Here is a 22,702-nt window from a genome sequence, read left to right as displayed (position 1 = left end):
ACGCCGTGACGACGGGGACCACGCTCATCGTCGGGCTCGGCAATCCCGGGCCCGAGTACGAGCGCACCCGTCACAACGTCGGCCAGATGGTGGCGGATGAGCTCGCCTCCCGCATGGGGGTCGGGTTCACCCGCCACCGGGCCGGCGCCGTGGTGGCCACGGGTCGCCTCGGCATCGGGGGACCGCGGGTCGTGCTCGCGAAGTCCACCGGCTACATGAACGTCTCCGGACGCCCCGTCTCCGCGCTGGCGTCCTTCTACGGGATCGGCCCCGAGGACCTCGTGGTGGTCCATGACGAGCTGGACATCCCGTTTGACACCCTGCGCCTCAAGCGCGGCGGGGGAGAGGGCGGCCACAACGGCCTGAAGTCCATCACCGCCTCGCTCGGCACCAAGGACTACGCCCGCGTGCGCGTCGGCATCGGCCGGCCCCCGGGCCGCATGGACGTGGCCGACTTCGTGCTGCGCCCCTTCACGAAGCCCGAGCAGGACGTCCTGCCGCTGCACGTGGACCGCGCGGCGGACGCCGTGGAGAAGCTCGTCACGGACGGTCTCGAGGCCGCCCAGCAGGCGTTCCACTGACCTCCCGCCCCGCGACATCCTCGACGGGGGTGCAGCCCCACGCTCAGGGGGTCGGGGTCACGGCACGGGCCAGGGCATCCGCGATGGTCTCCAGCGCGGGATCCATGATCCGGATCATCTCCGCGTACCCCTCCACCGGTCCGCGGAACGGGTCCACGACGTCGAGGGGCTGGGTGGTCGACCGTGCGAGGGCCCGGTGGTGGGCCGCCTCCGCCGCGAAGGCACGCACTCCTCGGCCCGCGGGGATCCAGTCCCGTCCGTCCCGCGCGTCCAAGATGCGGACCAGCGCTGCGAGCTCCAGCACGGTGAACACCCGCGCGACGGCCTGCGGCACCTCCCGCAGCGCGAAGCGCATGTGCTCCTGAGCCGCCGCCAACACGAGATCCGCCTCCGCGACCATGAACGGCTGCAACGCGGCGGGCCGATGGTCCGCGAGGCCGGCGACACCGGCCTCGGCGCCGAGCCGCACGAGCGGCGGGGGCACTCTCAGGGCCTGGTTCGGCTGGGAGCCGACGCTGCCGACCTCCACCCGGCCGGGGGCCAGGACCGCCAGCCGGCCCTGCAGGGCCCGGCTCGCATAGGCCGAGCGGCACACGTTGCCGGTGCACACGATGAGCACGGCGTCCGGCGAGGGAAGGGCCCGGCGCCCCCGCCGGGCAGGCGGAGCCGGACGCGTCGGGACCGGACGACGGGCGAACGAGATCAACTGTGTGCGGCTCCGCCGTCACGCTCGAGCCACGAGGACAGCGCCCGGGCCTGGTGATTGACGACCTTGCCGACCATCGGCTCGGCCTTCGCCGCGAGCTTCGAGCCCACCAGCGGGATCCGGCAGACGAGGGTGCCGTCCACGGAGAACTGGGATCCCTCACCAGCGGCGGTCAGGCGGAGGGCGCCGTCCGCCGTAGACTTGGCGGAGGGCACGGTGATGGTGGTGGTGCCGGTGCGGGAGCCGTCCGCGGCGGGCGCGTCCCACCGCTCCACCTGCTCCACCTGGAGGGCGGAGCCGATGAGCTTGCGGGCCATGTCCGGGACACGGTCCGGGATGCGGTCCGCGGGCAGGGAGCGCACAGCGGTCACGGTCATCGCGCCCTCCGGGGAGCCCTCCACGGAGAACGAGACCAGGGAGCCGCCGAAGGACTCGACCACGGAACGGTGGAAGTCCTCGGACGCCAGGGCGGCTGCCACGGCCGACGGCGGGTGCGGGATGGGCTGCTGGGCGGAAAAGGCCACGGTGTCTCCTCGGGGTCAAGTCGGACCGCGCCCGGCGGGCCGTGAGAGGGCCGGCACCGGTTCGCCGACGGCGATGGGCGTCCATTCCTCACCTTATATGCTGGCCTCCGCGACCCGGGTCCCGTGCACGGTGCCGGGACCGGCCGCGCGACCCCTCGTGAACCCCCTGGAAGGTGTGTCCGCCATGTCGGCACTCTGGGCCGTGGCCCTCATCATGCTCCTGAGCGGGACGGCGAAGCTCCGTTCCGGCGAGGACGTGCAGGCCACGTTCACCCGACTCAGGGTGCCCCGCCCGTTCGCGGCCCCCGCCCTGGCGCGCGCGTTCCCCTGGCTCGAGCTGCTGCTCGCCGTCGCCCTCCTGCAGCCCTTCACCCTGCTGCGTCCCGTCGTCGGCCTGGTGGCCGTGGCCCTCTTCGCCGCCTTCCTCGCGCTCGTGGTCCGGGCCCAGGACGACGGCGTCTCGTGCGGCTGCTTCGGCGAGACCTCGGCCGCCCCGATCTCCCGCACCACCGTGGTCCGCAACGTCGTCTTCCTGGCCCTCGCCGTCCTGGCCCTGGCCGAGGGGATCGTCTCGCTGGCGGTGCACGGCGCGGGCCTGGCCTGGCAGCCGCTCACCGCCTTCGGCGCCGGGGCGTGGGCGTGGGCTCTGCTCGTGTCCGTGCTGCTCGCGACCGCCGCGTTCCTGGCCGGGCGCGAGTCCGTCCCGGCCGCGCCCGACGCCGCCCCGGCGACGCCCGAGGCTGAGGCCGCCGTCGACCCGGCCGACGGTGCCGAACCCGAACGCCACCCGTTCCCGGACGCCGTCGTGGTCGCGGACGGCGAGTACACCGGTCTGCACCGGCTGGTCACGGACGGGGCCGTGGTGGCCCTGCGCCTGTCCACGGGGTGCGGCTCCTGCGCGCGGGTGATCGAGCGGCTGGACGAGTTCAAGGACGCGCTCGGGCCGGTCCGGCTGCGGGTCCTCATGCCCCAGCACGCCCCCGGCGCCGAGGGGGCGATCCACAGCGGCGCCGTCGACGCGTCGCTCGTGCTCGCCGACCCGGCCGGCGCCGCCTCGCGGGCCCTCGGCCTGCACTCGTTCCCCACCGCGGTGCTGCTCGGCACGGACCGGCTCACCGCCGGCGGCCCGGTGGGCGGCGCCGACGACGTCCTCGCCTTCCTCGAAGAGATCCGGGAGATCATGACCACCGAACTGCCCGCCGCCACGGACGGCTCCACCGCCACCCCGGAGGTCCGCGCATGAGCGTTCCTGAGACCACCCCCGTCCTCGCCCCGCTGCTGCCGCGCCTGCGCGCCGAACGCGCGCTCGAGGCGGCCGCCGCCTCCGCCGCCCGGCCGCTCGAGGCCCGGGGCGTCGAACTGGAGATCGGCCTGCCCGACGGCGCCCGCGCGCCCCTGCTGACCGTCCTGGCCGAGGCGCTGGCCGAGGGCCACGGCGAGCGCGCCGCCGTCCTCGTGGTCACCGCGACCACCCGCGAGGCCGAGGACCTCGTGACCGACCTCGCCGCCTGGGCCCCCGCCGGTGCCGCCGCGCTGTTCCCGTCCTGGGAGACGCTGCCCCACGAGCGCCTGTCCCCGCGCTCGGACACCGTGGGCGCCCGCCTGGCCGTGCTGCGCCGCCTCGCCCACCCGGAGGAGCACGCGGAGGGCCCGCTGCGCGTCGTCGTCGCCCCCGTGCGCGCCGTGCTGCAGCCCCTCGTGGCCGGGCTCGGTGAGCTGAGCCCGGTGACCCTGCGGACGGGGGAGGAGCGGGACTTCAACGGCGTGGTGGCCGCGCTCGCGGACGCCGCCTACTCGCGCGTGGACATGGTCAGCCGACGCGGCGAGTTCGCCGTGCGCGGCGGGCTGATCGACGTGTTCCCGCCCACCGAGGACTACCCCGTGCGCATCGAGTTCTTCGGCGACGAGGTGGAGCAGATGCGCTGGTTCTCCGTGGCGGACCAGCGCTCCCTCGAGGACACCACGGAGGACGGCTCGGGCCACCCCTCCGAGCTGTACGCGCCCCCGTGCCGCGAGCTGCTCATCACGGACCACGTGCGCCGGCGCGCCAAAGAGCTGATCCCGGCCATGCCCGCCGCCGCGGACATGCTGGACCGCATCGCCGAGGGCGTGGCCGTGGAGGGCATGGAGTCCCTCTCCCCGCTGCTGGCCGAGGCCATGACGTCGCTGCCCCGCATGCTGCCCACCGGCTCGCTGACCGTCCTCGTGGAGCCCGAGCGCCTGCGCGGCCGCGCCGACGACCTGCTGGCCACCAATGAGGAGTTCCTCCAGGCCGCGTGGGCCGGCGCCGCGCAGGGCGCGGTCGCCCCGGTGGACGTGGCCGGGGCGGACCAGTCCGCCGCGGGCGGGTTCCTCACGGTGGCCGAACTCCGCGCGGCCGCGCTCGAGCAGGACCAGGGGTTCTGGTCCGTCACCGCGCTGGTCTCGGACGATGAGCTGCTGCCCGACGCCGCCACCCTGCGCGCCACCCTCGGCGTCCCGCAGACCTTCTCGGGCGACATCGAGGCCATGGTCGCGCACACCCGCGTCCGGCTCGCGGAAGGGTGGCATGCCGTGGTCCTCACCGACGGCCCCGGCTCCGCCCGACGTCTCGCCGAGCTCAACGCGGAGGCCGGCCTCACGGCCTCCGTGGTGGACGGGCCCCTGCCCGCCGACCTCGCCCCGGGGCGGGTCTCCATCGCGACGGCGCCCGTCGGCTCCGGCTTCACGATCCCGGACGCGCAGATCGCCCTGATCACGGAGCACGACCTCTTCGGCCGGCACCGCACCGCGGGCACGCGCGCCCCCGGGGCGCGGCTGGCCCGGAAGCGGCGCAACGCCGTCGACCCGCTGACCCTGCAGCCCGGCGACCACGTGGTGCACTCCCAGCATGGCATCGCCCGCTTCGTGGAGCTGCAGCGCCGCAAGGTCACCGGCGGCCCGCGCACCGCCCCCGGCGCCGAGGAGTCCTACCGCGAGTACCTCGTGCTCGAGTATGCGCCCTCGAAGCGCGGCGCCCCCGGCGACCGGCTGTTCGTGCCCACCGACCAGCTCGACCTGATCTCCTCCTACGTGGGCGGGGAGACGCCGTCGCTGTCCAAGATGGGCGGCTCGGACTGGGCGCAGACCAAGTCCAAGGCCAAGCGCGCCACCCGCGAGATCGCCGGCGAGCTCATCCGCCTGTACTCGGCCCGCATGGCCTCGCGCGGCCACGCGTTCGCCCCGGACACCCCGTGGCAGGGCGAGCTGGAGGAGGCGTTCCCGTTCATCGAGACGCCGGACCAGCTGACCACCATCGAGGACGTCAAGAAGGACATGGAGGCGGCCGTCCCCATGGACCGGCTCGTCTCCGGCGACGTCGGCTTCGGCAAGACCGAGGTGGCCGTGCGCGCCGCGTTCAAGGCGGTGCAGGACGGCAAGCAGGTGGCCGTGCTCGTCCCGACGACGCTGCTCGCCCGTCAGCACCACCAGACGTTCTCCGACCGGTTCGCCGGCTTCCCCGTCAAGGTGGCCGCGCTCTCCCGGTTCCAGACCGCCAAGGAGTCCAAGGAGGTCGTCGAGGGGCTCGCGCACGGCGAGGTGGACGTGGTGATCGGCACCCACCGGCTGCTCTCCGACCAGGTGCAGTTCAAGGACCTGGGCCTGGTGATCGTGGACGAGGAGCAGCGCTTCGGCGTCGAGCACAAGGAGGCGCTGAAGAAGCTGCGCACCAACGTGGACGTGCTCGCCATGTCCGCCACGCCCATCCCGCGCACCCTCGAGATGTCCCTCACCGGCATCCGCGAGACCTCCACGCTGGCCACCGCCCCGGAGGAGCGCCACCCCGTGCTCACCTCGGTGGGCCCGTACTCGGACCAGCAGGTCACCGCGGCCATCCGCCGCGAGCTGATGCGCGAGGGCCAGGTGTTCTACGTGCACAACCGCGTCACCACCATCGACAAGGTGGCCAAGCGCATCGCCGAGCTGGTGCCGGAGGCCCGGATCGCCGTCGCCCACGGCAAGATGAGCGAGGCCCGGCTCGAGCAGATCATGGTGGACTTCTGGGAGCGGAAGTTCGACGTGCTCGTCTCCACCACGATCATCGAGACCGGCCTGGACATCGCCAACGCCAACACCCTGATCGTGGAGGACGCCCACCGCTACGGCCTCTCCCAGCTGCACCAGCTGCGCGGCCGCGTGGGCCGTGGCCGCGAGCGGGCGTACGCGTACTTCCTGTACGACCCGCAGAAGCCCCTCGGCGAGGTGGCCCTCGAACGCCTCAAGGCCGTGGCCACCCACAACGAGCTCGGCGCGGGCATGCAGCTGGCCATGAAGGACCTCGAGATCCGCGGCGCCGGCAACCTGCTCGGCGGGGAGCAGTCCGGCCACATCGCCGGCGTGGGCTTCGACCTGTATCTGCGGATGGTGGGCGAGGCCGTGGCCGACTTCAAGGGCGAGGAGGACACCGCGCCCGCCGAGGTGAAGGTGGAGCTGCCGGTCAACGCCCATCTGCCGCACGACTACGTGCCGGGGGAGCGGCTGCGCCTGGAGATGTACCGCAACCTCGCCCAGGCCGCGGACGACGCCGCCGTGGACGCCGTGGTGGAGGAGCTCAAGGACCGCTACGGCCCGCTGCCGGAGCCGGTGGAGGCGCTCGTCGCCGTCGCCCGGTTCCGCAACCGGGCCCGGGCCGCGGGCGTCACCGAGGTGATGCTGCTGGGGCAGAACGTGAAGTTCGGCCCCGCCGCGGACCTGCCGGAGTCCCGTCAGATGCGCCTGACCCGCATGTACAAGGGCGCCCAGGTCAAGCCGGCCCTGAACGGCGTCCTCATCCCGCGGCCCAAGACCAAGCCGGTCATGGGCCAGGATCTCGTGGACGTCCCGCTGCTCGAGTGGGCGCAGCAGGTGGTCGACGCGATCTTCGCGCCGGAGGGCTGAGACAGGTCAGGCCGTCGTCATGCGGACGAGGACGCCGTGCGCCTCGAGCATCTCGAGGAACGCGTGGACGTCGGCCGCGACGTCGGCGGGGGCGAGGCCGAACGCCTCCGCCACCTGGACCGTGACGTCCGTCGTCGACAGCGGCACCGGCGGATCCGCGACCAGGTCGTCCTCCGGGGTGCGGCCGCCCACGAGGACGTCCCAGATCACGTCGCCCGAGGCGCCCAACAGCAGCGGCTGACCGGCCTCGAGCGTCATGACGGCGGCCTGGCCGCCGGCGGTGCGGGCCCACGCGATGTCGGGGGCGAGGGCCCAGCCCTCGGTGGTCTCAACGGTCACGGCGCACCGCCTTCGTCCAGGCCCAGCCGGCGAGCGCGCCGAGCCGGGCGCCCTGCTCGCGCCACAGGTCCGCGCGGGTGACCGGCCGGCCCAGGCGCATCTGCAGATGGGGGCGGTTCACCGGGATCGTGCGCGCCACGAGGGCGGCCCGCTCCCGCACCGTGGCGGCGGACTGCCACCGGGTGCGGAACAGTTCGAGACCGCTCTGGCTCTCGTGCAGCGCCGCGAAGAGGGTCAGCTGCCGGGTGTCGGCGCCGTCGGCGGCCTCGCCCGTGGCGACGTGCCAGGCCGCACCCGCGTCCAGCCGGTGGGCTTCTTCGCGCAGGGCGGCCCAGCTCTCGGCGGGGAGGGACTCCCGGATGTGCCGGACGTCGAGGCCACCGCGGAACGGGTCGCGGGCCGCGTGGACGATCACGACGAGCCGCTGATGGCGCGGGCTCGGCACCGGGACAGACCGGCCGGCGATCACGAGGTGGATGTGCTCGCTCCACAGGGCGTCGAAGGCCGCCTCGGGGGACGCGCCGAGGCCGGGGAAGAGCCGATGCACGTCCACGTACCCCAGCTGGTCATGCCAGAGCGTGGCCGCGTGCTGGAAGATCGACCCCTGAGAGAAGGTGGCGACCGGTTCCCAGCCGTGGGAGCCCAGGAGTGCGATGACGGCGTCGGCATCGGCCGGAGGGACCAGCAGGTCCACGTCCGAACTGCGGCGGTGGTCGGGGTAGACGCCGGGCTCGGTGGCGTAGCCCTTGAGATGCAGGCCGCGGATGCCGGCCCGGTCCAGCAGATGCGTGATGCGGGCGTGAGCGAGGCGGACGCGGACCTCGAGGTCCAGGGACGGCGGGGCGGCCGGTCGCTGTCCCGTCGCATGTTCCCCCATGGCCGCGAGCTTAGTCGAGCGAAAGGAGGGCCGTCGTCGACTGTGCTTGATACGTTGTTGGGCGAGGTTGAACTTCGGGTGAATTCATGGACCGGTGGCAGGAGATCCGCATGGTCCCGGGAGCCACGACGCGGCGCGCCCGCCAGGAATGTGCGAGAGGGCTGGCAATGAGCTGTGCGGCCCATCTACACTCAGCTGGAGAGTTCCACAGCCGATGCTCACCGAGTATCCCGCGGTGCTCCGTCCACTCGCGTGACCCCGTTCGGGCGCGAAAGCCACACCTCGACTCGAAACGAGTGAAGCCATGCAGAAGAACACCTCCACCCTCTCCCGTCGCAAGGTGACCGCCGGCATCGCGTGGTCGGTCCCGGCCGTCGCCGCCGTCGCCGCCGCCCCGTTCGCCGCCGCCTCCCCGACCGGCTGCGCCGCCGTGACCACGGGAACCGCCGAGAAGTTCCCGGGCGGTGGCCACCCCGATGGCATCAAGCAGGCCTACGGCTTCACCATCACCATCACCAACACGTCGCCCACCCCCGTGTACGTCGACCCGGGCACGGTGACCGTGGTGTTCGGCGGTCATACCACCCGAAACGGCGAGGCGCGTCTCTACACCGCCAACCCGTGCAGGGGAGGCAAGCGACTGGCCGCCATGGACCCCGCGCTGCTCCTGCAGTCGGGCCAGTCCAAGACCTACTACTACGTGGTGAACAACACCGGCAACTCGGCCAACGAGTCCGGCTGCGTCGAGGGCAAGCTGCAGCTGGCCCTGCCGAAGGGCGCTCCCGAGGGTGCCGATCTCTGCAACGACGGCGTCGTCGAGTTCAGCAACTGCTTCGAGACCACCCCGCCCACGGCGGGCTGCTGATCGTCGGAGCACCACCACGAAGGGCCCCGCCTCCTCAGAGGCGGGGCCCTTCTGCATCCCCGTGCCCGCGTCGTCATTGCGACGACCTGGCCCTGCGGCCGGGCGCGGTCAGCGTCGTGACGTGTCGCCCGCGGTCCCGGCCGCGGCCTCGGCGGCGTCCCGGGGCGCCTGGTAGTAGGCGTCGTAGCTGCCGCCGTCCGCGCCGTAGCCCCCGCCGTAGTAGTCCGAGCCCACGCCGGAGGCCGGGGTGCCGTTGAGCACGACGCCGAGCACCCGGGCGTTGACGCCCGCGAGCATGTCCCGGGCCACCTCGAGGTGCTCCTTGCGGGTCTTGCCGTGGCGGATCACCAGGACGGTGCCGTCCACCGCCGTGGCGAGCAGGGTGGAGTCCGTGACGGGCAGCACGGGCGGGGCGTCCACGAGCACCATATGCGTCTCGGCGAGGGCGGTGAGCAGGTCCCTCATCCGCTCGGAGCCGAGCTGTTCGGACGGGTTCGGGGGAGTGCGGCCGGCAGGCAGGAGGAGCAGCCCGTCCTCGCCCACGGGGATCAGCACGTCCTGGAGGGCGACGTCCCCGTTGAGGACCTCGGACAGGCCCACGCGGCCGTCGACGCCGAACTGCAGGGCCTGGCGGGGGCGACGCAGGTCGGCGTCGATGAGGATCACCGGCTGGCCGGTGGCCGCCACGGTCAGGGCCAGGTTGCCGATCACCGTCGACTTGCCCTCGCCGGGGTTGGAGCTGGTGAACGCGATGGTGCGGGGTGGGTCGTCCACCGCAGCGAACCGCAGGTTGGTGCGCAGCTGGCGCACCGCCTCCGACGCGCGGGGGGAGAGGGGCGCCATCGGCGCCGTGCGGTCCGCCTTCATGCTGGGGTCCAGGGGGATGGCGCCGAGCAGGCCGGCCCCGCCCGCCACCTGGGCGTCCGTGGTCGTCCGCACGTTGACGTCCAGCAGCCGCCGCAGGAGGGCGACGATCAGGCCGAGGACGAGGCCTGCGCCCAGGCCGTACAGCAGGTGGCGGACGCGGTCCGGGCTCGAGGGCGTGGCCGGCACGAGGGCGTCCTCCATGGCCGTGACCTTGACGTTGGACGTCGGATCGAGCTCGTTCGCCACGTCGGCGGTCGCCACGAGCGCCCCGTTGGCCAGCGCGGCGGCCTGCTGCGCGTCGGGGGCCACGGCGGACACCGTGATGAGGTTCGAGTTCGGCACCAGGGCGGCGCTCATGGTCGCGCCGGCGGTGTCCAAGCCCTCGGCCGCGATCCGCTCGCGCACCGTGCGGCTGTTGATCAGCGGGATGTAGGACTGGGCGCGGGTCTGGGCGGTCTCGGTGCCGGAGATGCTCGCCTCCCCCTCCACCGTGACGAACGCGGTCGAGGTCGCGGTGTACAGCGTGGGCTGCAGCAGCGAGTAGAGCAGGCCCAACGCCAGGCCCAGGGCGGCGCACCCCAGGATCACCAGGCGGTTCGCACGCAGCACACGGAGGAAATCGATGATGTTCATGGGATCCCAGGATCGAAGGGCAGCGACTCAGCTCACTCTAACAAGCGGGACAGCCCGTTCTGCCGCACTCGTCTACGCTGGGCGTGGGGCGGAGACGCGCCCCGGCAGGGCGACGGAGGAGCGGTCATGACGGTGGGGCACGGCGCGCACGGACCGCGGCACTCCGACCCCCGCTACGTGGCCCTGCAGGCGGAGCGCGAGAAGCACGCCCGCGCCGCCGCCCGCGGCACCTCTGCGTGGTCGGCCGACCAGGACGCCGTCGTCACCCGCGAGCCCCTGCGCATCCCCGAACTGCTGCTCGGTGCCCTCCTGGCCATGGAGGCGTTCAGCCTCCCCCTCGGCCCCGTGGCGCTCCCGCTGAACGAGGCGGGCATGCTCCTGCTGCTGGCCCTGGCGCTGTGCCGACGGTCCCGCCGCGATGTCTCCGCCCTCGGGTTGAGCGCCGTGCTCGCCGCCGCCGTGCTGCTGTTCCTCCCGATCGTCTCCGTGTCCCAGGGCATCCCGGACCTGGAGTGGCTGCGCCGGTGGGTGCGGATGGCGGCCCTCGTCGGGCTCGTCGGCTGCATCGCCGGCGGCCGGCTCAGCCTGCGCTCGCTGGCCGTCGGGCTCGGCGCCGCCATGGCCCTGAACGTGCCCCTCTTCTACGCCGGCCTCGTGCCCGCGCCCTACGGCAGCTTCCTGACCGGCGTCCTCGCGGACAAGAACGTGGCGGGCCTCTACTACGCGGCCATGCCGGTCCTGGCGCTCGCCCTCGTGCGGACGCGGCGGTGGAAGCTGATCCTGCTCGTCGCCGCCGCGGTGTGCGTCTTCCTCACGGGCTCCCGCACCTCCATGGCGGGCTTCGCCTGCGCCGTCCTGTGGCTCTGGCTGACGCCGCGGATGGGGGCGGGTCTGCGCCTGGTCCTGCTGGCGGTCCTCGCCTGGGCGGTCGCGTTCGCTGAGGAGAACCTGGCCCGCATCGCCTTCTTCGCGGACCGCACCGGCACGGACTGGCTGCGCTCGAACATCCAGGCCGAGACGGCCGTGCGCGTCGCGGAGACGCCGTGGCACGGCCGGGGCCTCACCACGGCGTACGTGGACTTCGGCGGCGCCACGTGGCACTACCACAACTCCTACGCGGGCCTCTACACCGAGGGCGGCGTCGTGCTCCTCCTCGCCGTCCTCGGCGCGTACGCGTTCTTCGGGCTGCGCCTGTTCAGCGCCCGGCTGCGCACCCCCTCGCGCGTGGCGGTGGAGGCGGCGGCCGTCGTCGTGTTCGTCTCCGCGACGCAGCTGGGCGAGGTGTTCATCACGATCCCGAGCATGCTCGTCGTCGCCGCCGGAGTGACCCTCTGGCTCGACGAGCGGGACGCCCCGCTCGAGAGCGAGGTGCTCGAGCGGCGCCGCCGGCGAGTGCTGGCCGCGGCGCGCCGGGGGCAGCACGCCCCGTCCTCCGGCGGGCACGCCGTCCCCGAACTCTGACGCCGGCCGGTCAGGCCCCCGCCGGCTCCTCCTCCACGAGGTCCCCGTCGAGGGCCCGGGCGATCTCCCACGCCAGCAGCTCGACGATCGGCTGCGCGGTCTGCGCCATGGCGGCGTAGCCCTCGGCGGGGCCGCGGAACGGGTCCGGCAGATCCGCGTCCGGCCGCTCCCCGTGGGCGATCAGGCGGGAGCGCAGCTCGGCCAGCGCCGTGACGAGCGCGCTGACGCCCGCGCCCGGAGGGACCGCCGCGGCGAGCTCCTCGCCGTGGTCGCGCAGGAGGGTGCCCATGCCGAGGATCGTGAAGGTCCGGCGCACCGCCGCGGGGTCCTCACGCAGCACCTCGTCCAGGTGGTCGTCCGTCGCGGTCAGGACGAGGTCCTGGTCCGCCAGCGAACGCCCGGTCAGCTGCTGCGGTCGATGCTGCGTCAACGCGGCGCGGACTCGGCGGCTCGGCGCGAGGTCGAGCAGCGGGCCGGGGACGGTCAGCGCCTGGTTCGGTTCCGTGCCCGCGCTCGTGACCACCGCGCGGCCCCGGTCGCCGAGCAGGGCGTTGAGCTGCGCCTGCAGCGCGTACTCCACGTAGGCGGAGCGGCAGATGTTGCCCGTGCACACGACGAGGACGCGGGCGCTCGGCAGGGGGCCGGGGACACGGTCGGCCGGTGAGGCGGGCGAGGCCGGCTCAGCGGCCGCGGCGGTCGCGGGAGCCACCGCGCGCTCGGCCGGCGTCGCATGCTGCCGCGGCGCGGCGGGGTCGGCCGGGTGGGGGAGGAACGCCGGGCCGAGCCGGAACTCGGCGAGGCGATCCTCCCGCGCCGTGGCGGCCGCCGGGGCGCCGGCGTCACCGCCGTCACCCGCCGGGTGGCCGCCGTCGCGGGTCGGTACCTCGGGCTCCTCCGGCGTCGGCGGCAGGAACGGATTGCGGATCGGGGGGCGATGATCCCTGCTCATGGGTGTGTCCTCTCCGAGGCGGTCGGGACGCGCGGCAGCGCGGACGTGACGGGGTGCGGGGGCTCCACGTGTCGCAGGCGGTGCACCGGGTGCCAGCGGCGGCGCGCCCCCGTGAACGGCTTGGACAGGGGGGTGGCGAGCAGGGCGAGGCCTGCCAGCCAGCTGAGGGCGAGCGCGAGGGCGAACTTGGCGGCGTTGTCCTCCACACCGTGGCGCGTGACCCACATCAGCACCCAGCCGTGCAGCAGCACCACCACCGTGCCCGTCCGGACCAGGGCGGTGATGACGCGGCGCAGGGCTTGACCCGTCCCGGTGCGTCGGGCGAAGGAGCGCAGCAGTCTCTCCACCGTGGAACCGAACACGAGCACCATCCCCGCGGACATCAGGACGCCCACGACGGGGGTGAGCACCGGCGTGCCGAAGCCGCCGAACTTGATGTTGGGCGCCTCCAGGCCCAGCTGGACCGCGACCAGCCCGAGCAGCACCAGGCCGACGCCGATGAGCGTCCGATGGCGCCGCACGTGCGGCTGGACGTGGCGGCGGAACATCTCGCCGCTGAGGACGAACAGCAGGCACGGCAGGGCCAGCCCGACGCCCAGCGGCGTGCGGGCGATCGCGGAGTCCGGCACGAGGTGGGCCCACGCCAGCCCGGCCAGGCCCACCGCCCAGGCGACGGCGGACGGGAAGCGCTCGAGGAATCGGCGCAGCACCGTGGTGAAGAACAGGACGGAGATGAACCAGAACGCCCACCACGGGGGCTCCTGGTCCGCGCCCCCGTACCAGCCGGTGATCATCAGGCGCCTCAGGAGGTCGGGGTCGTCGGCGAACCACGCGAACGCGGCCACGGACATGAGCGCCGCCCACACCAGGTACGGCACCATCAGGCTCCGGAAGCGGCCCCGCACGTCCGTGGCCCAGGGGCGGCCGCGCGTCCAGAAGTAGCCGGTGAGGAAGAAGAACAGCGGCATCCGCCAGATCTCCAGGTACCGGCTGAAGGTGAGGTCCGTCAGGTACGCGTGACCCAGCACCACCGCCGCGATGGAGACAAGCCGAAGGGCGTCCACCCCCGTGTTGCGGGTGGACGCCCTTCGGCGCGCGGCGGCCGGACGACCGGTGTCAGCGATCCTCGGCTCCGGGACGGCTCAGCGGTGCGCGGCGCCGGTCTCGACGGCGTGGGCGCCGGAGGCGGCGTGCTCGACGACGGGACGGGTGTGGATGGCGGTGGTGTCCACGGTGTCGCTGCGGCCCAGGAACGTCTGGGGGATCATGAAGGCCACGGTGGCCAGGGCCAGCGCGATCAGGCCGGGGATCCAGACCGACTCGAGCGACCAGAAGCCCATGGCGTAGAGGCAGCCGAGGAACGCGCCGAAGGCGACGATGAAGGCGATCAGGGAACCCCAGACGCCGCCCACGTTGGAGTGGTCGATAGCCTTGCCGTTGCGGATCACGTGATGCTCCTTCGGTGCGGTCCCGGCCGGGGCGGACGCCCGGCCGAAGTGATGCGAGTCAGTCGGATCCCAGGATAGCAAGCGCGGAGCTGGCCCCGATCCGGGTGGCACCGGCCTCGATCATCGCCAGGGCGTCTGCGCGGGTGCGCACCCCGCCGGAGGCCTTCACGCCGATGCCTTCGCCCACGGTGCGGCGCATCAGCGCGACGTGCTCGACGGTGGCGCCCGCGGTGGAGAAGCCCGTGGAGGTCTTCACGAAGTCCGCCCCGGCCTCGACCGCGGCCTCGCAGGCCAGGACGATCGCGTCGTCGTCCAGCAGGGCGGTCTCCACGATCACCTTGAGCAGCGCCCCGCCGTCGCCTGCGGGGCCGTCCGCGTGCGCGGCCTCGGCCACGGCGCGGACGTCCGCGACGAGCCGGTCGCGGTCCCCGGCGCGGGCCGCGGCGACGTCGAGGACCATGTCCACCTCGTCCGCGCCGGCGTCGATCGCCTGCCGGGCCTCGAAGGCCTTGACCTCCGAGGCGTTGGCGCCGAGGGGGAAGCCGATCACGGTGCAGGTCAGCACGTCCGAGCCCGCGAGCTCGGCGGCCACCAGCGGCACCCACACGGGGTTGATGCAGACGCTCTTGACCCCGGCCTCGCGGGACTCGGCCACGAGGCGGCGCACGTCCGCCTCCGAGGTGTCGGCCTTCAGGGCGGTCGCGTCGATGTACTTCGCCAGCTCGGCGGTGGTGAGGGAGACGGTCATGTCCGCCAGCCTACCGAGGCTCAGCCGCCCACGAGGGCCGTCACCTCGGCGCGCAGCGCCTCGAGCCGCTCGGCGGCCGCGGCCGGGTCGGCGTCCCGGGTGCCGAGGTAGCACTTGAGCTTCGGCTCGGTGCCGGAGGGGCGCACGAGGACGCGGGTGCCGGAGTCGGTGGCGAACAGCAGTGCGTCCGTCGGCGGCAGCCCGTCCCCGCCGGCGGCCAGGTCCCGGCGCACGGTGACCGGTTCCCCCGCGAGCGTGGCCGGCGCCTGCTGACGCAGGGCCGTCATGGTGCGGGCGATCAGGGACAGGTCCGCCACGCGGACCGAGACCTGGGCGCTGGGCATGGCGCCGGTGACCGCGTCGACGTCGGCCAGGGCGTCCGTCAGGCCGCGTCCCTGCGCTGTGAGGGCGGCGGCCAGCTCCGCGGCCATGAGGGCGGCCGTGATGCCGTCCTTGTCCCGCACCATGTCCGGGTCCACGCAGTAGCCGAGGGCCTCCTCGTAGCCGAAGCCGAGGTCCGGGGCGCGGGAGATCCACTTGAAGCCGGTCAGCGTGACGTGGTGCCTCACCCCGTTCGCCTCCGCCAGGGCGGCCAGCTGCGGGGAGGAGACCACGGAGTTCGCGGCGCTGCGGCCGGCCGCGTGCAGGGCCGGCATCGCGTGCGCGCCCAGCAGCGTCCCGACGGCGTCGCCCGAGAGCATCCGCCACGTGCGGGCACCGTCCGCGTCGGTGACGGGCGCGGCCAGGGCCAGGCGGTCGGCGTCGGGGTCGTTGGCGATCACCAGGTCCGCGTCCACCTCGGCGGCCAGGGCGAGGGCGAGGTCCATCGCCCCCGGCTCCTCCGGGTTGGGGAACGCGACCGTGGGGAAGGCCGGGTCCGGGGCGGCCTGCTCGGCCACCACGTGGACGGGGCCGAAGCCGGCGTCCTCGAGCAGGCCCGGGACCACGGCGCCGCCCACCCCGTGCAGGGGCGTGTAGACCACGCGCAGGTCGCGGTGGCCGTGCCGGTCGTCGTCGAGCACGCCGAGGGCCGCCGCGCGGTAGGCCTCCAGCAGGTCCGGCCCGGCCACGGTCCAGCCGTCGTCGGCGAGCGGGATGTCCGCGGCCCACGCCGCGTGGTCGATGCGGGCGGCGATCTCCGCGTCCGCGGGGGAGACGATCTGCGCCCCGCGACCCGCCTCGTCCGTGAGCCGCCCGCCGAGGTAGACCTTGTAGCCGTTGTCCGCGGGCGGGTTGTGGCTGGCCGTGACCATCACGCCCGCGTCCGCGCTGAGATGGCGCACCGCGAAGGCGAGCACCGGCGTCGGCAGCGGGTCCGGCAGCAGGACGGTCTGCACGCCCGCGGCCGTCAGGACGGCGGCCGTGTCCGCGGCGAAGGCGGCCGAACCGCGCCGCGCGTCGTACCCGACGACGGCCAGCGGCGGGGCAGCGTCCCGTCCGACGCCGTCCCACAGGTGGGCGGCCAGACCCGCCGCGGTACGGCGCACCACGAGCCGGTTCATGCGGGACTCGCCCGGGCCCTCCTCGGCGCGCAGGCCGGCGGTGCCGAAGGCGAGCGGCCCGGCGAAGCGCGCGGCGAGCACCGCCCGGGCGGCCGCGGCCTCCGGGCCGACGCCGGCGGCCGCGTCGAGCTCGGCGCGCAGGGTGTCCCGGTGCGCGGGGTCGGGGTCCTCCGCCGCCCACCGCTCAGCCCGGGCGAGGACGTCCTCCGGGAGCGCGGCGACGTCGTCGTGCGGGGGATGCGCGGGCATCAGAGCCGCCCCACGATGTCCGCGAGCAGACGCGCGATGCGCGGGCCGGCGGCCTGGCCGGCCTCGACGACCTCGGCGTGGGACAGCGGCGTCTCCGAGATGCCGGCGCCGAGGTTGGTCACCAGCGAGATGCCGAACACCTCCAGCCCGGCGTGACGGGCCGCGATCGCGTCCAGTGCCGTGGACATGCCGACGAGGTCGCCGCCGAGGGTGCGCGCCATCCGCACCTCGGCGGGGGTCTCGTACTGCGGGCCGGCGAACTGGACGTACACGCCCTCGCGCAGGGACGGGTCCACCTCACGGGCGATCGCGCGCAGCCGCGGGGAGTAGAGGTCGGTCAGGTCCACGAACGTGGCGCCGACGAGCGGGGTGGCGCCGGTGAGGTTGATGTGGTCCGCGATCAGGACGGGGGTGCCCGGGGCGATCTCCGGGTCCAGGCCGCCGCAGCCGTTGGTCAGCACCACGGTGCGCGCCCCGGCGGCGGCGGCGGTGCGGACGGTGTGCGCCACGGCCTGGGCGTCGCGGGACTCATAGAAGTGCGTGCGCGAGCCGAAGACGAGGGCGTGCGTGCCGTCCGGCAGTCGGACCGAGCGGATCACCGCGTTGTGGCCGGGCACCTTCGGGGCGTGGAAGCCGGGCACCTCGGCCAGCGGCACGGCGGCGACCTCGTCGCCGATCAGGCCGGCGGCCTCGCCCCAGCCGGAGCCGAGGACGACGGCGACGCGGTGCTCCGCCACGCCCGTCGCCCGGGCGATGGTGTCGGCGGCCGCGCGGGCCTCGGCGAAGCCCGGATGGTCGCCGGTCAAGGGGGAGTCGGGGGAGGGGATGCTGGTCTGGTCGGTCACGTCGTGGAGTCTAGGCGGTGTCCCGTGAGCGCGGGCTAGGACTTTCCCGTCCGCGGCGGACACAATGGAGCCCGTGAGCGAGGAAAACAGCACCTTCATCCCGTCCCTGACCATCATCGGCGGCGGCCCCGGCGGCTACGAGGCCGCCATGGTGGCCGCGAAGCTGGGCGCCCGCGTGACCCTGGTCGAGCGCCAGGGGTTGGGCGGCGCGGCCGTCCTCACGGACGTGGTCCCCTCCAAGACGCTGATCGCCGCCGCCGACTCGATGCGCCGCGTGGGCGCCTCCGTTGACCTGGGCGTCGACCTCGGCGGGGGCGACGTCCACGCGGACATGGGCCGGGTCGGCCACCGCATCCTGAACCTGGCCCACGAGCAGTCCTCGGACATCCGCGCGGGCCTCGAGCGGGTCGGCGTCCGGGTGATCGACGGCGTGGGCCGCGTCGTCGGCCCCCACGAGGTGTCCGTCCGCGCCCTCGACGACGCCGACGCCGGCGCCGAGCCCGAGATCATCACCTCGGACGCGATCCTCGTGGCCGTCGGCGCGAGCCCCCGCGAGCTGCCCACCGCCGTCCCGGACGGCGAGCGGATCTTCAACTGGAAGCAGGTCTACAACCTCAAGGAGCTTCCCGAGCACCTGATCGTCGTGGGCTCCGGCGTCACCGGCGCCGAGTTCGCCTCGGCCTACAACCGCCTCGGCGCCAAGGTCACCCTCGTCTCCTCGCGCGACCGCGTGCTCCCCGGCGAGGACGCCGACGCCGCCGAGCTGCTCGAGAAGGTCTTCGAGGGCAACGGCCTCAGGGTGGTCTCCCGCTCCCGGGCCGAGTCCGTCGAGCGGACCGAGACCGGCGTGCGCGTGCACCTCTCCGGCGAGGGCGCCGAGGACACCCCGTCGATCGAGGGCTCCCACGCGCTGGTGGCCGTCGGCGGCGTGCCGAACACGGCGGGCCTCGGCCTCGACGACGTGGGCGTGAAGCTGACCGGCTCCGGCCACGTGCTCGTGGACGGCGTCTCCCGCACGTCCGTGCCGAGCATCTACGCGGCGGGCGACTGCACGGGCAAGCTCGCCCTCGCCTCGGTGGCGGCCATGCAGGGGCGCATCGCCGTGGCCCACCTGCTCGGCGACGCCCTCAAGCCGCTGCGCCCGCACCTGCTGGCCTCGAACATCTTCACCTCGCCGGAGATCGCCACCGTGGGCGTCTCGCAGGCGCAGGTGGACTCCGGCCAGTACCAGGCGGACGTGCTGCGACTGGACTTCCACACCAACCCCCGCGCCAAGATGTCCGGCGCGGAGGAGGGGTTCGTGAAGATCTTCGCCCGTCAGGGCTCCGGCACCGTGATCGGCGGCGTGGTGGTCTCGCCGCGCGCCTCCGAGCTGATCTACGCGCTCGCGCTCGCGGTCACGCACAAGCTGCACGTGGACGACCTCGCGGACACCTTCACCGTGTACCCGTCCATGTCCGGGTCGATCGCGGAGGCGGCGCGCCGCCTGCACGTGCGCATCTGACCCAGAGACGACTTTCGGTCGTGAGATAGGCCCTATCTCACGACCGAAAGCGTCCATTCCCCCGATGTCACGTTCGACAGTGCGGGCGGGGGCCCCGGGCGGGGAACCGGGCGGGGTCAGCGTGCGGCGCGACGCTCGCGGGCCGAGGTGACGGTGTCGAGGTCCGTGTGTCGGGTCTCGGGGGAGAGGGCCAGCGCGATGACGGTGATCGCCGAGGCGGCGGCCAGGTAGTAGCCGACGTAGGCGACATCGAACTTCTGCACCAGCCAGGCTGCGATGAACGGGGTCAGCGCCGCGCCGAGGATCGAGGACACGTTGTACGCGATGCCGGAGCCGGTGTATCGGGTGTTCGTGGGGAACAGCTCAGGCAGCACCGCGGACATCGGCCCGAAGGTCAGGCCCATGAGCGTCATGCCGGTGGCCAGGAACGCCAGCATCAGCGGCACGTTCAGCTCCGCACCCACGCCCATGTTCGCCGGCGCGAGCCACAGGCCGAACGAGAGGCCGAACACCACCATGAGCACCGAGATCACGATCAGGGTGGGGCGGCGGCCGAAGCGGTCCGCCAGCAGGCCGGAGACCGGCACGAACGCCGCGAAGAACAGGATGCCGACCAGCTGCAGCACGAGGAACTCGGCGTAGGGGACACCCAGGAAGCCGTTGGCCGGCTTGCCGATCGCGTAGGAGAGGATCCACGTGGTCATCAGGTAGAAGAGCACGTAGGTGGCGTACATGACGAAGGTGCCCAGGATCAGCTCCCACCAGTTGCGGCGGAACACCTCGCCCAGCGGCGCCTTCACACGCTGGTCGCGGTCGAGGGCGCGCTGGAAGACCGGGGTCTCCTCGAGCTTGACGCGGACGTAGAGGCCCACGGCCACCATCACGATCGAGAGCAGGAACGGCACGCGCCACACCCACGTGAGGAACGGGCCGTCGAGCACCGGGCTCGTGGAGTCGTGGTCGAAGCCGAGCACCAGCGCGAGGAACAGGCCGTTGGCCAGCAGGAAGCCGATCGGCGCGCCGAGCTGCGGCCACATGGCCGCCTGCGCGCGCTTGCCGTCCTTGGCGTACTCGGTGGCCAGCAGGGCGGCGCCGGACCATTCGCCGCCGAGCCCCAGGCCCTGGAAGAAGCGCAGCAGCGTCAGCATGGCCGGCGCCCACAGGCCGATCTGGTAGTACGTGGGCAGCAGGCCGATGAGGAACGTCGCGATGCCCATGGTCAGCAGCGAGCCGATGAGCGTGGTCTTGCGGCCCACGCGATCGCCCAGGTGGCCGAAGACGACGGCGCCCAGCGGCCGGGCGACGAACGCCGCGCCGAAGGTGGCCATGGAGGCCAGCAGGGCCGTGTTGTCGTCGCCGCCCGCGAAGAAGATCAGCGGGAACACCGAGACGGCGGCCGTGGCGTAGATGTAGAAGTCGTAGAACTCGATCGAGGTGCCCACGAGGGAGGCGATGATGACCCGCGAGCGGGGCACCTCCTCCGCAGTGGCGACCGCGTCCGACGTGAGATCGGTGGGGGCGCCCGGGTTCGCGGGCGGGGTGGAGTGGGACATGGTGTCTCCCTGGTATGACGGGCACAGGGGGTCGCGAACGACCACGATGTGAGACGAAGATGCGTGTCAGGTTAAGCCTCGTCGCGCCGATCTGCGAGAGTCATGTCCCCGTCGTCCACCATGTGGAACCAGCCCACGACGCCGGCGCTCCCCGCCGTCGTCGCCGGCGGCTCACTCCGCGTCGGCGATGGTGGCGATCACCGTGCCGGCCGTGACCGTCTGGCCCGGCTCGACCTCGAGACCGCTGACCACGCCCGCGCGGTGGGCCGCGAGCGGCTGCTCCATCTTCATGGCCTCCACGACCACGATCAGGTCGCCCTCGGCCACGGTCTGGCCGTTCTCGGCGGCGACCTTCACCACGGTGCCCTGCATCGGGGCGGTCAGCGCGTCCGTGCTGACGGCCGCGGCCACCGGTGCGCCGCGCTTGCCGCGGGGCCGGCGTCGTCCCGCACCGGCCCGCTGGGCGGCGCCGGAGATCGTGTGCAGGGCCTCGCCCCACGTGGGCAGGGTGACGTCCACGCGCTTGCCGTTGACCTCCACGGTCACGGTGTGGCGCGCCTCGCGGGGGGCCGGCTCGGCCGGGGTGAGGGCGCTCGGCTCGATGCGGTTCGCGAACTCCGTCTCGATCCACCGGGTGTGCACCGAGAACGGCTCCTCCGAGCCGGCGATCTCGGGGGCGAAGGCGGGGTCGCGCACCACGGCGCGGTGGAAGGGCAGCACCGAGGGCATGCCGACGATCTCGGCCTCGCGCAGGGCGCGGGCGGCGCGCTGCAGGGCCTGGCGGCGGTCCGCACCGGTGACGATCAGCTTGGCGACCATGGAGTCGAAGGCCCCGGACACGGTCTCGCCCTCCACCACGCCGGAGTCCACGCGCACGCCCGGGCCGCTGGGCATGCGGAACGTGGTGAGCCGGCCGGGGGCGGGCAGGAAGTTGCGGCCCGGGTCCTCGCCGTTGAGGCGGAACTCGATCGAGTGGCCGCGGGGCTGCGGGTCCGTGTAGCCGAGGGCCTCGCCGCGGGCCAGGCGGAACTGCTCGCGCACGAGGTCGATGCCGGTGATCTCCTCGGAGACCGGGTGCTCCACCTGCAGACGCGTGTTCACCTCGAGGAAGGAGATGGTGCCGTCCTGGCCCACGAGGAACTCGCACGTGCCCGCGCCGACGTAGCCGGCCTCCTGCAGGATCGCCTTGGAGGACTCCACGAGGCGGGCGTTCTGCTCGTCCGTGAGGAACGGCGCCGGGGCCTCCTCCACGAGCTTCTGGTTGCGGCGCTGCAGCGAGCAGTCGCGGGTGGAGATCACGACGACGTCGCCGTGCACGTCCGCCAGGCACTGCGTCTCCACGTGGCGCGGCTTGTCCAGGAAGCGCTCCACGAAGCACTCGCCCCGGCCGAACGCGGCCACGGCCTCACGGACCGCGGACTCGTAGAACTCGGAGATCTCCTCGCGCGTGCGGGCCACCTTGATGCCGCGGCCGCCGCCGCCGTAGGCCGCCTTGATGGCCACCGGCAGGCCGAACTCGTCCGCGAACGCGACGACCTCCTCCGTGCCGGTCACGGGGGAGGTGGTGCCCGGCGCCAGCGGGGCGCCGACCTTGGTGGCCAGCTGGCGGGCCGAGACCTTGTCGCCCAGCCGGTCGATCGCCTCGGCGGGCGGGCCGATCCACACGAGGCCGGCGTCAGCCACGGCGCGCGCGAAGTCCGCGTTCTCGGAGAGGAAGCCGTAGCCGGGGTGTACGGCGTCCGCGCCTGCGCGCTCGGCGGCGTCGAGGATCTTGCCGATCACCAGATAGGAGTCGGCGGCGGTCTCCCCGCCGAGGGCCACGGCCTCGTCCGCGAGCGTCACGTGCAGGGCGTCCCGGTCCGGCTCGGCGTAGACGGCCACGGAGGTCAGCCCCTCGTCCTGGCAGGCCCGGATGATGCGCACGGCGATCTCGCCGCGGTTGGCGATCAGCACCCGGGAGAACCGGCGCTCCGCCGCGGGGTCGACGGGCGGGACGACCGAGGCCTGCGGTGCGTCGGCGATGCTCATGGGCGATGGACTCCTCGGACGATCACGGCTGGGGGTGCGGGCGCCACGTCCGGGGTCGTGCCCCTCACCCGGTGGGGCGAAAGGCGCGGGACGGCGCCGACTCTGACCAGCACCCTACTCGTTGTGG

19 protein-coding genes are annotated in these 22,702 nt (G+C 73.7%); 6 read left to right on the top strand and 13 right to left on the bottom strand.

What is annotated here, in order from left to right:
• Window positions 1-5: 5 nt before the first annotated feature.
• Window positions 6-581: an aminoacyl-tRNA hydrolase gene (gene pth / locus OVA32_RS10645; RefSeq protein WP_127435006.1), complete on the top strand. Its 576-nt coding sequence runs from the start codon at window positions 6-8 to the stop codon at window positions 579-581.
• Between the two features lie 43 nt (window positions 582-624).
• Here pth and OVA32_RS10640 read toward each other — a convergent pair whose 3' ends face one another.
• Both OVA32_RS10640 and OVA32_RS10635 read right to left on the bottom strand, forming a co-directional pair.
• Window positions 625-1,200: a low molecular weight phosphatase family protein gene (locus tag OVA32_RS10640; protein WP_267714412.1), complete on the bottom strand. Its 576-nt coding sequence runs from the start codon at window positions 1,198-1,200 to the stop codon at window positions 625-627.
• Window positions 1,201-1,283: 83 nt separating this feature from the next.
• Window positions 1,284-1,811, bottom strand: coding sequence for a DUF2505 domain-containing protein (locus tag OVA32_RS10635; protein WP_267714410.1), 528 nt, complete (start codon window positions 1,809-1,811; stop codon window positions 1,284-1,286).
• Between the two features lie 184 nt (window positions 1,812-1,995).
• Here OVA32_RS10635 and OVA32_RS10630 point away from each other — a divergent pair, with 184 nt between their 5' ends.
• Window positions 1,996-3,054, top strand: coding sequence for a MauE/DoxX family redox-associated membrane protein (locus OVA32_RS10630; RefSeq protein ID WP_267714408.1), 1,059 nt, complete (start codon window positions 1,996-1,998; stop codon window positions 3,052-3,054).
• Entirely contained in the window at window positions 3,051-6,707 is a 3,657-nt protein-coding gene (gene mfd, locus OVA32_RS10625; protein ID WP_267714406.1) for a transcription-repair coupling factor, read from the top strand. The genes OVA32_RS10630 and mfd overlap by 4 nt, the downstream gene beginning before the upstream one ends.
• A 6-nt stretch (window positions 6,708-6,713) precedes the next feature.
• Here the strand turns inward: mfd and OVA32_RS10620 are convergent, their stop codons facing one another.
• Together OVA32_RS10620 and OVA32_RS10615 are read right to left on the bottom strand one after the other, a co-directional pair.
• Window positions 6,714-7,046: a PqqD family protein gene (locus OVA32_RS10620; RefSeq protein ID WP_267714404.1), complete on the bottom strand. Its 333-nt coding sequence runs from the start codon at window positions 7,044-7,046 to the stop codon at window positions 6,714-6,716.
• Window positions 7,036-7,923, bottom strand: a complete 888-nt coding sequence (locus tag OVA32_RS10615; RefSeq protein ID WP_101965783.1) for a nucleotidyltransferase family protein — start codon at window positions 7,921-7,923, stop codon at window positions 7,036-7,038. The genes OVA32_RS10620 and OVA32_RS10615 overlap by 11 nt, the downstream gene beginning before the upstream one ends.
• A 304-nt stretch (window positions 7,924-8,227) precedes the next feature.
• On the opposite strand from OVA32_RS10615, the gene OVA32_RS10610 reads away from it, so the two are divergent.
• Window positions 8,228-8,788 carry a hypothetical protein gene (locus tag OVA32_RS10610; protein ID WP_267714398.1) on the top strand — a complete coding sequence of 187 codons (561 nt, stop codon included), beginning with the start codon at window positions 8,228-8,230 and terminating at the stop codon, window positions 8,786-8,788.
• Between the two features lie 108 nt (window positions 8,789-8,896).
• Here OVA32_RS10610 and OVA32_RS10605 read toward each other — a convergent pair whose 3' ends face one another.
• Window positions 8,897-10,288 carry a polysaccharide biosynthesis tyrosine autokinase gene (locus OVA32_RS10605; protein WP_267714394.1) on the bottom strand — a complete coding sequence of 464 codons (1,392 nt, stop codon included), beginning with the start codon at window positions 10,286-10,288 and terminating at the stop codon, window positions 8,897-8,899.
• A 126-nt stretch (window positions 10,289-10,414) separates the two neighbouring features.
• Here OVA32_RS10605 and OVA32_RS10600 point away from each other — a divergent pair, with 126 nt between their 5' ends.
• A complete protein-coding gene (locus tag OVA32_RS10600; RefSeq protein WP_267714392.1) occupies window positions 10,415-11,749 on the top strand; it encodes an O-antigen ligase family protein in 1,335 nt (444 codons plus the stop codon).
• 10 nt (window positions 11,750-11,759) lie between these two features.
• On the opposite strand, the gene OVA32_RS10595 is transcribed toward OVA32_RS10600, so the two are convergent.
• The 6 genes from OVA32_RS10595 to OVA32_RS10570 form a co-directional block, all read right to left on the bottom strand.
• Window positions 11,760-12,698, bottom strand: a complete 939-nt coding sequence (locus OVA32_RS10595) for a low molecular weight phosphatase family protein (RefSeq protein WP_210079204.1) — start codon at window positions 12,696-12,698, stop codon at window positions 11,760-11,762.
• On the bottom strand, window positions 12,695-13,762 hold the full coding sequence (locus OVA32_RS10590) for an acyltransferase family protein (protein WP_267714388.1): 1,068 nt from the start codon (window positions 13,760-13,762) through the stop codon (window positions 12,695-12,697). Before OVA32_RS10590 ends, OVA32_RS10595 begins: the two co-directional genes overlap by 4 nt.
• A gap of 78 nt (window positions 13,763-13,840) precedes the next feature.
• Window positions 13,841-14,146, bottom strand: a complete 306-nt coding sequence (locus OVA32_RS10585) for a hypothetical protein (protein ID WP_170747772.1) — start codon at window positions 14,144-14,146, stop codon at window positions 13,841-13,843.
• Between the two features lie 58 nt (window positions 14,147-14,204).
• Window positions 14,205-14,894 (bottom strand): deoxyribose-phosphate aldolase, encoded by a 690-nt coding sequence (gene deoC / locus OVA32_RS10580; protein WP_036317356.1) that lies wholly within the window; start codon window positions 14,892-14,894, stop codon window positions 14,205-14,207.
• Between the two features lie 20 nt (window positions 14,895-14,914).
• Window positions 14,915-16,645, bottom strand: coding sequence for a phospho-sugar mutase (locus OVA32_RS10575; protein ID WP_044659715.1), 1,731 nt, complete (start codon window positions 16,643-16,645; stop codon window positions 14,915-14,917).
• A complete protein-coding gene (locus OVA32_RS10570; protein ID WP_044659714.1) occupies window positions 16,645-17,490 on the bottom strand; it encodes a purine-nucleoside phosphorylase in 846 nt (281 codons plus the stop codon). The genes OVA32_RS10575 and OVA32_RS10570 overlap by 1 nt, the downstream gene beginning before the upstream one ends.
• A 64-nt stretch (window positions 17,491-17,554) precedes the next feature.
• On the opposite strand from OVA32_RS10570, the gene OVA32_RS10565 reads away from it, so the two are divergent.
• Entirely contained in the window at window positions 17,555-18,994 is a 1,440-nt protein-coding gene (locus OVA32_RS10565; RefSeq protein WP_044659713.1) for an NAD(P)H-quinone dehydrogenase, read from the top strand.
• A gap of 116 nt (window positions 18,995-19,110) precedes the next feature.
• Here the strand turns inward: OVA32_RS10565 and OVA32_RS10560 are convergent, their stop codons facing one another.
• Both OVA32_RS10560 and OVA32_RS10555 read right to left on the bottom strand, forming a co-directional pair.
• Window positions 19,111-20,547, bottom strand: coding sequence for an MFS transporter (locus OVA32_RS10560; protein WP_203552588.1), 1,437 nt, complete (start codon window positions 20,545-20,547; stop codon window positions 19,111-19,113).
• A 171-nt stretch (window positions 20,548-20,718) separates the two neighbouring features.
• Window positions 20,719-22,575 (bottom strand): acetyl/propionyl/methylcrotonyl-CoA carboxylase subunit alpha, encoded by a 1,857-nt coding sequence (locus OVA32_RS10555; RefSeq protein ID WP_267714381.1) that lies wholly within the window; start codon window positions 22,573-22,575, stop codon window positions 20,719-20,721.
• Between the last annotated feature and the right edge of the window lie 127 nt (window positions 22,576-22,702).

It is taken from the genome of Micrococcus sp. SL257 (genome assembly GCF_026625585.1).
GTDB classification, from domain to species: domain Bacteria; phylum Actinomycetota; class Actinomycetes; order Actinomycetales; family Micrococcaceae; genus Micrococcus; species Micrococcus luteus.
Note: the sequence above shows the minus strand (reverse complement) of the source record. Positions and strands in the feature narration are given on the sequence as shown.